This window comes from Variovorax sp. PAMC 28711, assembly GCF_001577265.1.
Lineage (GTDB): Bacteria > Pseudomonadota > Gammaproteobacteria > Burkholderiales > Burkholderiaceae_C > Variovorax.
The window spans coordinates 3,368,456-3,380,526 of record NZ_CP014517.1; the positions used below are offsets into that span (position 1 = coordinate 3,368,456).

The following is a 12,071-nucleotide window of genomic DNA, read 5'->3' on the forward strand; positions in this document are numbered from 1 at the left end:
TGCGGGCCAACGGCCGCATGTGGCATGGGCCTTGCACTCGTCAGGGTGCCGACCGGCAGCCGTGTCAAGGAGCATCACAGTGGCCAAACCCGTTCTCACCCTCAGCAGCAAGAACTACGGCGCGTGGTCGCTTCGCGGCTGGCTCATGTGCCGGTTCGCCGGGCTCGACTTCAGCGAGACCATCATCCCGCCCGACGATCCGGCCATGAAGGCCGAGATGCTGCTGCTGTCTTCTTCGATGCTTGTGCCGTCGCTGCAGCACGGCACCGTGAAGGTGTGGGACACGTTGGCCATCGGCGAGTACCTCAACGAGATCAAGCCCAAGGCCGGCTTGCTGCCGGCCGATGCCAAGGCGCGCGCGCACTGCCGCGCCATCTGCGGCGAAATGCACTCCGGCTTCGCATCGATGCGCGGCGCGTTGCCGATGAACATCAAGGCCCACTTCAAGGGCTTCAAGGTGTGGTCGCGCGCGCAAACCGACATCGACCGCGTGATCGCGATCTGGCGCGAGTGCTTCAAGGCTTACGGCGGCCCGTTCCTGTTCGGCAAGCAGCCGTGCATCGCCGACGCGATGTATGCGCCGGTCGTCACGCGCTTCCTGAGCTACGACGTGCCGCTCGACAGCGCCTGCACGTCGTACTGCAAGCGCGTGATGGAACTGCCGGCCATGAAGGAGTGGGTGGCTGCGGCCAAGGCGGAGCCCGAAGAAATCGACGAGCTCGACGCCGAGTTCTGAGTTCGAGGGCCAGACGCGCCCCGCGCTGGCGCCGCGCCGGATTGGCGGGCATACTGTTCATTCATACAGTACCGCCGCCATGTCCGAAGCCTTCATTCCCCTCACCGCCCTCAAGGGCCGCGGCGCGGCCACGCGCCTGGCGCACCGTTTCGAGCGCGACGTGCGCGAGGCCTGGGATGACGGCTGGGGCACGCTCGAAGAAGAACATGGCGCGCCGCCTGCCGCGATCGCGACCGAGGTGCGTTTCGAGGATTGCAAGTCGGCCATCAACGACAACGACTCGCCCGACATTCCGTTCGATCGCTCGCTCAACCCGTACCGCGGGTGCGAGCACGGCTGCATCTACTGCTTCGCCCGGCCGACGCACAGCTACCTCAATCTCTCGCCGGGGCTCGATTTCGAAACGAAGCTGATCGCCAAGCGCAACATCGCCGAAGTGCTGCGCGCCGAGCTCGGCTGCAAGCGCTATCAGCCGAACTACATCGCAGTCGGCACCGCGACCGATTGCTACCAGCCGCTCGAGCGCGAACTGCGCCTGACGCGCTCGGTGATTGAAGTCTTCAACGAAGCGCGGCACCCGTTCTCCATCGTCACGAAGTCGAGCGCGGTCGAGCACGACCTCGACCTGATCGCGCCGATGGCGGCCGACCGGCTGGCGGCCGTCTACATCACCGTGACCACGCTCGACGGCGAGCTCTCCCGCAAGCTGGAGCCGCGCGCGGCCGCGCCGCACCGGCGGCTGCGCACGATCCGCACGCTGGCCGAGGCGGGCGTGCCGGTCGGCGTGAGCGTCGCGCCGCAGATTCCTTTCGTCAACGAAGACATGGAACAGGTGCTCGAAGCCGCGTGGGACGCCGGGGCGCGCAGCGCGTTCTACACGGTGGTGCGCCTGCCGTGGGAGGTGGCGCCGCTGTTCAGGCAATGGCTCGAGGTGCACTACCCCGAGCGCGCGGGCCGCATCCTGGCGCGCATTCGGGAGATGCGTGGCGGCAAGGACTACGACGCCGATTTTGCGACGCGCATGAAGGGCAGCGGCCTGTGGGCCGACCTGATTCGCCAACGTTTCGAGAAGGCGACGAACCGCATCGGATTCAAGCGGGAGCGCGTCGCGCTCGACCTTTCGGCCTTTCGTCCACCGGGCGTGGCGGGGCAGGGAAGTCTGTTTTAAAGTCGACCGATGCAAGCTGAATGGATTGTGGTGATGGGGGTGTCAGGCTGTGGCAAGTCCACGCTCGGCGCAGCGGTGGCCGACGCGGTGACGCTGCCGATGATCGAAGGCGACGACTTTCATTCGCCCGCCAACGTTGCGAAGATGAGCGCCGGCACGCCGCTCACCGACGAAGACCGCGCCGGCTGGCTCGACACATTGGGCCGACAGCTCGCGGCGCATCCTCGAGGCGCAGTGCTCGCCTGCTCGGCGCTGAAGCGCGTCTACCGAGAGCGCCTTCGCGCAGCCGTGCCCGGCTTGCGCTTCGTCTTCATGGCGCTCACGCCCGAAGAGGCGCAGCGTCGCGTGTCCGCCCGCACCGAGCACATGTTCCCGGCGAGCCTGGTCGCCAATCAGTTCGCGACGCTTGAATCGCCGGTCAGTGAAGCGGGCGTGTTCACCGTGGACGCGACCGGGCCGCTGGCGCACTTGGTTGCCGAAGTGTGTGCCTGGGTCGTCGAAGGCCCGGTCAGCCGATGACTTCAGGCCATTCGGTGTGGAAGAACTGGCCTTCGGGCTTGTCGATGCGCTCGTACGTGTGGGCACCGAAGAAGTCGCGCTGCGCCTGCAAGAGGTTCGCGGGCAGGCGCTCCGATCGGTAGCTGTCGTAGTAGGCGAGCGATGCGCTGAAGGCCGGCACCGGGATGCCGTTGCTCACCGCCAGCGCCACCACTTCGCGCCAGTTCTGCTGCGTGCTGTTGAGCAGGTCCTTGAAGAAAGGCGCGAGCATCAGGTTCACCAGCGCGGGGTCGGTGCGGTAGGCGTCGGTGATGCGGTTCAGGAAGCGCGCGCGGATGATGCAGCCGCCGCGCCAGATCGACGCGATGCCGCCGAAGTCCAGGCCCCATTGCTTTTTCTCGCCCATCGTCTTGATGAGGTCGAAGCCCTGCGTGTAGCTGATCACCTTGGAGGCGTAGAGCGCGTCGTGCACCTTGGCGACCAGATCCTTCTTCGCCGCGCTCAGGTCAGGCTTCGGGCCCTGCAGCTGCTGGCTCGCGACCACGCGCTGCTTCTTCTGCGACGACAGCACGCGCGCTTCGACCGCGGCGTTGATGGTGCTGATGACCACCGCCTGCTCGGCCGCGTTGATCAGCGTCCACTGGCCGGTGCCCTTCTGGCCGGCCTTGTCGAGGATCATGTCGACGAGCGGCTTGCCGGTCTCGGGGTCTTTCTGCTCCAGCGCCTTGCCAGTGATCTGGATCAGGTAGCTCTGCAGGTCGCCTTCGTTCCACTCGTTGAAGATGGCGGCCATCTCGTCGGTGCTGAAGCCCGCGGCCTTGAACAGGCTGTAGGCCTCGCAGATCAGCTGCATGTCGCCGTACTCGATGCCGTTGTGGATCATCTTCACGTAGTGGCCCGCGCCGCCCGGGCCGATGTGGATCACGCAGGGCTGGCCGTCGACCTTGGCGGCGATCGCCTCGAAGATCGGCTTCATCACTTCCCAGGTCGAGGCCGGGCCGCCCGGCATGATCGACGGACCCTTGCGCGCACCTTCCTCGCCGCCCGACACGCCCGCACCGATGAAGCGCAGACCCTTGGTCTGCAGGTACGCGTCGCGGCGCTCGGTGTCGGTGTAGAGGCTGTTGCCGCCGTCGATGACGATGTCGTCCTTGTCGAGCAACGGGATGAGCTGCTCGATCACCTGATCGACCGGCGCGCCAGCCTTCACCATGATCTGGATCTTGCGGGGCAGCGCCAGGCTCTGCACGAAGGCTTCGAGCGTGTCGTAGCCCTGGATCTTCTTGCCCTTGTTCTTCGCGACGAACTCGTCGGTCTTGTCGGTGGTGCGGTTGAACACGCTGACCTGGAAGCCGCGGCTTTCCACGTTCAGCACCAGGTTTTGGCCCATCACGGCGAGGCCGATCAGTCCGAAGTCGCTCTTCTTGTCGCTGGAGGGGGTGGTGCTCATGGTGTCTTTCGTGCGGAGCGCTGCGGCGCTCGGGGTGGAACTCAGCCGGACATTCTGCCGGGCCGCGCAAAACCTACCGGACGGCGTGGCCGCTCACCCGCGCACCCGCATCGCGCGGCAGCCGGACCGAATCGATGAGTGCCAGCAACGCGAGCACCGTGACGAGCCCGAGCGCGATGCGGAAGTCGGCCACGCCGGGGTGGCCGGCATGGCCGGTGAAGCGTTCGGCGATGCCGAGCGCGATGGCGCCGAAGGCGATGCCGATGCCCGCCGACAGCTGCTGGAACATGCTGAAGAGCGTGGTCGCGCCGCTGGTCTGCGCGGGCGTGGTGTCGCAGAAGGCGAGCGTGTTGAAGGCGGTGAACTGCATCGAGCGGCACAGGCCGCTGAAGACCATCACGGCGACCATGAGCGCCAGCGGCGTCGAGGGCGACAACAGCGCGCAGGCCGCGAAGCCGACCGCGACCAGCAAGCCATTGACCAGCAAGGTGCCGCGAAAACCCAGCCGACGCATCACGAAGCTGGTGGCCGGCTTCATGCCCAGGTTGCCCGCGAACAGCGCCAGCATCAGGAAGCCCGAGGCGATCATGCTGAAGCCGAAGGCGAGCTGGAACATCAGCGGCAGCAGGAACGGCGCGGTGCTGATCGCGATGCGAAACAGCGAGCCGCCCACCACCGACACGCGAAAGGTCTGCACGCCGAACACCGAGAGATCGACCAGCGGATGCGGCGTGCGGCGCAGGTGCCACAGCGCATAGGCCAGCGCGGCCAGGCCGCCCGCGGTGAAGCTGCCGGCCTGGGGCCAGTCGATCGCCGCATGGCTCATGCGGTCGAGCCCGTACATGAGTGCGGCGAGGCCCGCGCCACTGGCGACGAAACCGCGCCAGTCGAACGGCCGCTGCCGGCCCGGTGCGCCGTCGATCCAGCGCAGCGCGAGCACCAGCGCCACCGCGCCGAGTGGCACGTTCAGAAAGAAGATCCAGTGCCAGCTCCAGGTGCTCGCGATCCAGCCGCCGAGCGGCGGCCCGAGCACCGGCGCGGCGAGGCCGGGCCAGGTGATGGTGGCGATGGCCTTGACCAGTCCGCTCTTGGGCGTGCTGCGCAACACCACGAGCCGGCCCACCGGCACCATCAACGCGCCGCCGACGCCCTGCAGGATGCGCGCTGCGACGAAGACCGGCAGGCTCTCTGCCAAGCCGCACGCCACCGAGGCGAGCGTGAACAGCAACACCGCAGACGCGAACACCTGGCGCGGCCCGAAGCGGTCGGCCACCCACCCGCTGACCGGGATGAACACCGCCAGCGCGAGCAGGTAGGCGCTGATGCCGATCGACAACGCGACCGGCGCCACGCCGAAGCTCTGCGCCATCGCGGGCACGGCCGTGGTGATGACGGTGGCGTCCAGGTTCTCCATGAAGAACGCGGCGGCGACCAGCCAGGCGATGAGCCGGCCGCGCTTCGGGTCGATGCCGGGGTCGGCGTTGGCGTCCGCTGCAGGGGGCGGTGAGGGGCGGGCGGTCATGGGCCGCACAGCATAGCCAACGGAACTGACTTAACCTCGCCGATCCCGCCCAGCGCCCTGGACGCCACCCCATCGATCCCGTGACAGCGACGACGCCCATCTCACCCACACCCCTGCCCAGCGCAAGCGCAGCCGTCAGCTTCGGCGAAGCCTTTCGCTTCTGGCTCAAGCTCGGCTTCATCAGCTTCGGCGGGCCCGCCGGGCAGATCGCGATCATGCACACCGAGCTGGTGGAGCGACGTCGCTGGATCAGCGAAAAGCGCTTTTTGCACGCGCTCAACTACTGCATGCTGCTGCCCGGCCCGGAGGCGCAACAGCTGGCGACCTACATCGGCTGGTTGATGCACCGCACGCGCGGCGGCATCGTGGCAGGCGCGCTGTTCGTGCTGCCGTCGCTGTTCATCCTCATTGCGCTGTCGTGGGTCTACCTGCGCTTCGGCGACGTGCCCTGGGTGGCCGGTTTTTTCTACGGCATCAAACCGGCCGTGACGGCGCTGGTGCTGCATGCCGCCCACCGCATCGGCACGCGCGCGCTGAAGAACGGCTGGATGTGGGGCATCGCGGCGGCGGCGTTCGTTGCGATCTTCGCGTTCAACACGCCGTTTCCGGCGATCGTGCTGGCTGCCGCACTGATCGGTCATTTCGGCGCGCGCTGGGCGCCCGGTGTGTTCGCGCTTGGCGGCGGCCACGGCGCGGCGCGCCATGACTACGGACCGGCCTTGATCGACGACGACACCCCGACGCCGCCGCACGCGCGTTTCTCGCGCCGTCACCTGGTCAAGGTGCTGGCTGTCGGGCTGGGTCTGTGGTTTGCCGCGATGGCGGTGCTGCTGGCGACGCAGGGCGTGCACGGCACGCTCACGCAGATGGGCTGGTTCTTCACCAAGGCCGCGATGCTCACCTTCGGCGGCGCCTACGCGGTTCTGCCCTACGTGTACCAGGGCGCGGTCGAGCGGCACCAGTGGCTGTCGGGCACGCAAATGATCGACGGGCTTGCGCTCGGCGAGACAACGCCCGGCCCGCTCATCATGGTGGTGGCTTTCGTGGGCTTCGTCGGCGGCTGGATCCACCAGGTGCTCGGACCCGACGCGGTCTTCGCGGGTGCGGCGTTGGCGGCCACCGTGGTGACCTTCTTCACCTTCCTGCCGTCCTTCGTCTTCGTTCTTGCGGGCGGACCGGCGATAGAGGCGACACACGGCAAGCTGGGTTTCACCGCGCCGTTGTCGGCGATCACCGCCGCGGTGGTCGGCGTGATCGTCAACCTCGCGCTCTTCTTCGCGTACCACGTGCTGTGGCCGCAAGGCTTCGGCGGGCGCTTCGATCTTGCCGCCAGCACGATCACCGTGGCAGCGACGATCGCGCTGTTCCGCTTCAATGTCGGCGTGCTGCCGCTGATCGCCGTCTGCGGGCTGATCGGCGTCGCGCTTCGCTTTTTTCAGATCAGCGGCGGGTCCTGATCGCGGTCGGTGTGGCGGTGCAGGGCGATCGCTTCGATGAAGGTCGCGATCGCCTGACCCTCGATGTCGGCGGCGTCGGCAAAGATCAAGCCGGTGTCCGGCGCGCCCGATGGCAGGTTGGCCTGGATGCCGACCTTGTCGGTCAAGGCCTTCGAGGCGCCGAGCACCAGCAGCGTCTTGCAATGACGGTAGGTGTTGACGATGAACTCGGTCGTGTTGCCCACGCGTGCGAGCAGTTCCACCGCCGCTTTGCCGTCGGGCAGCGCGATCGCGTCGAACAGCACGGGTGGCGTGTTCTCGAGCGACGCGTCGGCTTCGAGCGTGTCGCCCTCCGCGGTGCTGATCGTGCCGAGGCGCGGCGCGACGATGCGGGCCACGGCGCCGGCCTCGACCAGTGCCGCCTGCAGCGCAGCGATCGACTTTCCTTCGACGCCGTTCGCCACCAGGATCGCGATCTTGCGCGTGCGGATGCCACCGTCGCCGGGGCGCGCGGTCAACGACAGCGAGGTCGATGCGCGCACCTCGGCGGGCTGCGGCATGTCGAGCGCCTTCGGCATCGCCGCCGGCACGGCCATCCCCAGGCCTTCGGCCACGCGCTGAGCCAGGTCGTCCGCCACGTTGGCCAGGCCGGAGAGCATGCGTTCGCGAATCGCCGGCACGGTGAGCTTGCTCAACTCGAAGCGAAAGCCGCCGACGATGTGCGCCTTTTCCCAATCGGTCTGGCTTTCCCAGAACAGGGTCGCCTGCTGGTAATGCTCCGCGAACTTCTCGGGCTTGCCGCGCAGCTTGTGCGCATCTTCGACAGGCGCCGGGAACGACACGAAGCCTTTCGGCCCGGCCTGGAACGGGCTGCCGCCCGCCAGCGAGTTCGGCTCGTAGGCCACGCGGCCGCGATGGATCGCCTGGCGCTTGATGCCGTCACGCTGGTTGTTGTTGACCGGCGCGATCGGCGAGTTGATCGGGATCTCGTGGAAGTTCGCGCCGCCCAGTCGCGTGATCTGCGTGTCCTTGTACGAGTGGATGCGCCCGGCCAGCAGCGGGTCGTTGCTGAAATCGATGCCGGGCACCACGTGCGCCGTGCAGAACGCGACCTGCTCGGTCTCCGCGAAAAAATTGTCCGGATTGCGGTCGAGCACCATGCGGCCGACGATCTGCACCGGCACCAGTTCTTCGGGATCAGCTTGGTCGAATCGAGGATGTCGAAGCTCCAGTTCTCGGCCTCTTCCTCGGTGAAGACCTGCAGGCCGAGTTCCCATTCAGGGTACTCGCCGGCTTCGATGGCTTCCCACAGGTCGCGGCGATGAAAGTCGGCGTCGGCGCCCTGGATCTTCGCGGCCTCGTCCCAGACCAGCGAGTGGGTACCGAGCTTCGGCTTCCAGTGGAACTTGACGAACTTGCTCTCGCCCTGCGCGTTGACCATGCGGAAGCTGTGCACGCCAAAGCCTTCCATCATCCGGTAGCTGCGTGGCAGCGCGCGGTCGCTCATCGTCCACAGCAGCATGTGCGTGGATTCCGGGCTCAGCGATACGAAATCCCAGAAGGTGTCGTGCGCGCTGGCCGCCTGCGGCATCGCGTTGTGCGGCTCAGGCTTCACTGCATGGATGAGGTCTGGGAACTTCATCGCATCCTGGATGAAGAACACCGGCATGTTGTTGCCGACCAGATCCCAATTGCCTTCGTCGGTGTAGAACTTCACGGCGAAGCCGCGCACGTCGCGGGCGGTGTCGACCGAGCCGCGTTCGCCGGCCACTGTCGAGAAGCGCACGAACACCGGCGTGACCTTGCCGCCTTGCTGGAACGGCGCCGCACGGGTCAGATCGGTGCGCGCTTCGTAGGCCTCGAAAAAGCCGTGCGCCGCCGAGCCGCGCGCATGCACGATGCGCTCGGGAATGCGCTCATGGTCGAAGTTGGTGATCTTCTCGCGGAGGATGAAATCCTCCAGCAGCGCGGGGCCGCGCAAGCCGGCCTTCAGCGAGTTCTGGTTGTCCGCGATCAACACGCCCTGGTTGGTGGTGAGCGGCTGGCCGCTGCCATCGGCGCGCACGCGCTCGAGCGGCGCGATGGTGTGGTTCACGCCGGGCGTGGCGGCGTTGCCGGTTTTGGCCGAGACGTTGGCTTCGCTCAGCGTGCTGGCGCCGACGGCTGGCGAGGGCGGTTCGGCGGTCAGGCCGACGGGCGGCGCGATCGCGTGGTCGACCCCATGGTCCAACGCGGTGTTGGTGTTGAACGGCATGGAGGCGACGAGCGTCTGGGTATCTGCCTTTTGCTGGGCCAGTGCATCGTTGCCTGCATCGCCGGGATGCGAAGGGCCGCTGGCGGTGTTGCGGGCGGCGGATTTCGCATCCGTCTTGCTTTTCGAAAGGGTCGTTTTTTTGGCGGAGGCCATGGTGCGTTTGTCCGGTGGGGTTCATGTTTCCGCGGACGGCCGTCAACGGAGAAAAAGAACCGTACGAGCCCACTTCACAGGCTGTTGTCGGACGGCGCCGCCATTGCCGTGGTCAAGCGCTGACAACTGCCAGATGGCAGGTCGTGGCGGCGCGGTCGCGCTGCCGAATGCTCAGCCTTCCGAAGGGCGGCGCCGCGTTTCGAGGGCGTCGTACACGCAGATTGAAGCGTATGCGTCGTTTGCCGCATAGCGCATCTGCGCCTCGGTGAGCTGCTTGTTGGCCCAGTTCGAGGTGGTCGCCTTGCGCGACTTCAGGAAGCGGCGGTTGAACACCAAAGCCACCGCCGACTTCACGCCGACCGATTTGCGATACCCCTTCCGCCGGAATTCGTTGTCGATGTCGAACACCGCCTGGGGCTCGACGCCCAGCTTGTTGCGGATGAGCGTGAGGTCGGTCGACAGACCGAAGCCGACCTTGGTCAGCGCCCGCGACGCAATGAGTTCGGCCAGCGTCGCGTTGCATTCGGTGCGATGCAACTGGAACAGCCAGGCGGTGTCCAGCGTCGAAAACTGCACCACGTGCGGGCCGGTGTTGACCTCGTTCTTCGCGAAGGTCGGCTTCGATTCGGTGTCGAAGCCGACGATGCCGGCGGCCAGCATCGCCACCGCGGCACGCTCGGCCTCCTCGGCGGTCGTCACCATCACGATGTCGGGCAGGTCGAGACCCTCGAAGGCATCGAGCAGGGCGATGTCTTCTTTTTCGGGGATGGGCGGCAGTGCGGGGGTGTTCAAGGAGCGGCTTTCTTTTCAGGGCTGGCGGGCAGCGGGACGCCCGATCGCGCCGTTCAGGATCTGCGCGTGGTGCGCGAGGTGGTCGGCCATGAAGCTCTGGACGAAGTAGTAGCCGTGGTCGTAGCCTTCGTGCCGGCGCAGCGTGAGCGGCTGGCCGATCGCGCGGCAGGCGTCTTCGAGCAGGTGAGGATGCAGTTGTTCGGCGAGAAATTTGTCGGCCAGGCCCTGGTCGATCAGAATGCCCGCCGGGTAGGGCGCGACGGGCTGGTGCTGCATGAGCACCGTGGCGTCGTGCTCGATCCAGCGTGTGGTGTCGGCGCCGAGGTAGCCGGTGAACGCCTTGTGGCCCCACGGGCACTGCGTCGGCGCGCAGATCGGCGCGAAGGCCGAGAGCGACTTGAAAAGCCCGGGATGCCGCAAGGCCAGCGTGAGCGCCCCGTGGCCGCCCATCGAGTGCCCGAAGACGCCGATGCGGTCGCCGTCGATCGGCAGCGTCTTCGCCAACAGCGGCAGCAGCTCGTCGACGAGATAGCTCTCCATGCGCCAATTCGGGGCCCACGGCGCCGCGGTGGCGTCGAGGTAAAAGCCGGCGCCGACGCCGAAGTCCCAACTCGTACTTTCGCCATCGATGTGGGCGCCGCGCGGGCTGGTGTCGGGCGCGATGAGCGCGATGCCGAGTTCGGCCGCGAGCCGCTGCGCCCCCGCCTTGACCATGAAGGTTTCTTCGTTGCAGGTGAGCCCGGCGAGGTAGAGCAACGCCGGCACCTTGCCGTGCTCGGCCTGCGGCGGCAGGTATGCCGCAAAGCGCATCGGCAGGCCGATCTCGCGCGAGGCGTGTTCATGAAAGTGCTGCACGCCGCCGAAGCTGCGGTGCGCTGAAAGTGTCTTGATGGAATCGGTCATTGGGACTGGCGACCGGCGCTTCAGTAATGAACGACGGAGCGGATCGATTGGCCCGCGTGCATCAGGTCGAACGCTTCGTTGATGCCGGTGAGCGGCATGGTGTGGGTCACGAACGGGGCGAGCTGGATGTCGCCCTTCATCGCGTCTTCGACCATGCCCGGCAACTGCGTGCGCCCTTTGACGCCACCGAAAGCCGAGCCCAGCCATTTGCGTCCGGTCACGAGCTGGAACGGGCGGGTGGAGATTTCCTGACCCGCGCCGGCCACGCCGATGACGACCGACTGGCCCCAGCCGCGGTGCGCGCATTCGAGCGCAGCGCGCATCACGTTCACATTGCCGATGCATTCGAAGGTGTGGTCCACGCCCCAGGTGGTCATCTCCACGATCACTTGCTGGATCGGCTTGTCGTGGTCCTTGGGGTTGATGCAGTCGGTCGCGCCGAACGTCTTGGCGAGTTCGAACTTGGAGGGGTTGGTGTCGATCGCGAAGATGCGGCCGGCCTTGGCCAGCTTGGCGCCCTGGATCACGGCGAGGCCGATGCCGCCAAGGCCGAACACGGCCACCGAATCGCCGGGCTGCACCTTGGCGGTGTTCTTCACCGCGCCGAGGCCGGTGGTCACGCCGCAGCCCAGCAGGCAGACCTGCTCGGGGTTGGCGTCGGGGTTGATCTTCGCGAGCGACACCTCGGCCACCACGGTGTATTCGCTGAAGGTCGAGCAGCCCATGTAGTGGTAGATCGGCTGGCCGTTGTAGCTGAAACGCGTGGTGCCGTCGGGCATCACGCCCTTGCCTTGGGTGGCGCGCACGGCCACGCAGAGGTTGGTCTTGCCCGACTTGCAGAACAGGCATTCGCCGCATTCGGCGGTGTAGAGCGGAATCACGTGGTCGCCGGGCTTCACGCTCGTGACGCCTTCGCCCACTTCCACGACGATGCCGGCGCCTTCGTGGCCGAACACGGCCGGGAACAGGCCCTCGGGGTCGTCACCGCTGAGCGTGAACGCATCGGTGTGGCACACGCCGGTGTGCGTGATCTTCACCAGCACTTCGCCCTTTCGGGGCGGCTCGACGTCGATCTCGACGATCTGCAGGGGTTGTCCGGCTTCGAAGGCAACGGCGGCGCGGGATTTCATGGAGTCTCCTGGAAAGGTGGAATGGAAAA

9 protein-coding genes and 1 pseudogene are annotated in these 12,071 nt (G+C 66.9%); 4 read left to right on the forward strand and 6 right to left on the reverse strand.

Annotation, left to right across the window (positions count from 1 at the left end; genetic code table 11):
- Window positions 1-79: 79 nt before the first annotated feature.
- From AX767_RS16235 to AX767_RS16245, 3 genes are all read left to right on the forward strand, one after another.
- Entirely contained in the window at window positions 80-736 is a 657-nt protein-coding gene (locus tag AX767_RS16235) for a glutathione S-transferase (RefSeq protein WP_068632272.1), read from the forward strand.
- Window positions 737-815: 79 nt separating this feature from the next.
- Window positions 816-1,904, forward strand: coding sequence for a PA0069 family radical SAM protein (locus AX767_RS16240; protein ID WP_068632273.1), 1,089 nt, complete (start codon window positions 816-818; stop codon window positions 1,902-1,904).
- 9 nt (window positions 1,905-1,913) lie between these two features.
- The gene (locus AX767_RS16245) at window positions 1,914-2,423 is read left to right on the forward strand and encodes a gluconokinase (protein ID WP_068632274.1); all 510 of its coding nucleotides are present in this window, start codon (window positions 1,914-1,916) and stop codon (window positions 2,421-2,423) included.
- Here the strand turns inward: AX767_RS16245 and gnd are convergent.
- The gene (gene gnd / locus AX767_RS16250; protein WP_068632275.1) at window positions 2,413-3,852 is read right to left on the reverse strand and encodes a decarboxylating NADP(+)-dependent phosphogluconate dehydrogenase; all 1,440 of its coding nucleotides are present in this window, start codon (window positions 3,850-3,852) and stop codon (window positions 2,413-2,415) included. The genes AX767_RS16245 and gnd overlap by 11 nt on opposite strands.
- A gap of 73 nt (window positions 3,853-3,925) precedes the next feature.
- On the reverse strand, window positions 3,926-5,374 hold the full coding sequence (locus tag AX767_RS16255) for an MFS transporter (RefSeq protein ID WP_082755040.1): 1,449 nt from the start codon (window positions 5,372-5,374) through the stop codon (window positions 3,926-3,928).
- 80 nt (window positions 5,375-5,454) lie between these two features.
- Between AX767_RS16255 and chrA the strand changes: the two genes are divergently transcribed.
- Window positions 5,455-6,831, forward strand: a complete 1,377-nt coding sequence (gene chrA, locus AX767_RS16260; protein WP_156481061.1) for a chromate efflux transporter — start codon at window positions 5,455-5,457, stop codon at window positions 6,829-6,831.
- Here the strand turns inward: chrA and AX767_RS16265 are convergent.
- The 4 genes and pseudogenes from AX767_RS16265 to AX767_RS16280 all read right to left on the reverse strand — a co-directional run bounded on the left by AX767_RS16265 (window position 6,810) and on the right by AX767_RS16280 (window position 12,042).
- Window positions 6,810-9,217 (reverse strand): annotated as a pseudogene (locus AX767_RS16265) (catalase). The gene chrA and the pseudogene AX767_RS16265 overlap by 22 nt on opposite strands.
- A 171-nt stretch (window positions 9,218-9,388) precedes the next feature.
- Entirely contained in the window at window positions 9,389-10,009 is a 621-nt protein-coding gene (locus AX767_RS16270) for a 3'-5' exonuclease (protein WP_068632276.1), read from the reverse strand.
- Window positions 10,010-10,024: 15 nt separating this feature from the next.
- A complete protein-coding gene (gene fghA / locus AX767_RS16275) occupies window positions 10,025-10,912 on the reverse strand; it encodes an S-formylglutathione hydrolase (RefSeq protein ID WP_068632277.1) in 888 nt (295 codons plus the stop codon).
- A 20-nt stretch (window positions 10,913-10,932) separates the two neighbouring features.
- Window positions 10,933-12,042, reverse strand: coding sequence for an S-(hydroxymethyl)glutathione dehydrogenase/class III alcohol dehydrogenase (locus AX767_RS16280; RefSeq protein ID WP_068632278.1), 1,110 nt, complete (start codon window positions 12,040-12,042; stop codon window positions 10,933-10,935).
- Between the last annotated feature and the right edge of the window lie 29 nt (window positions 12,043-12,071).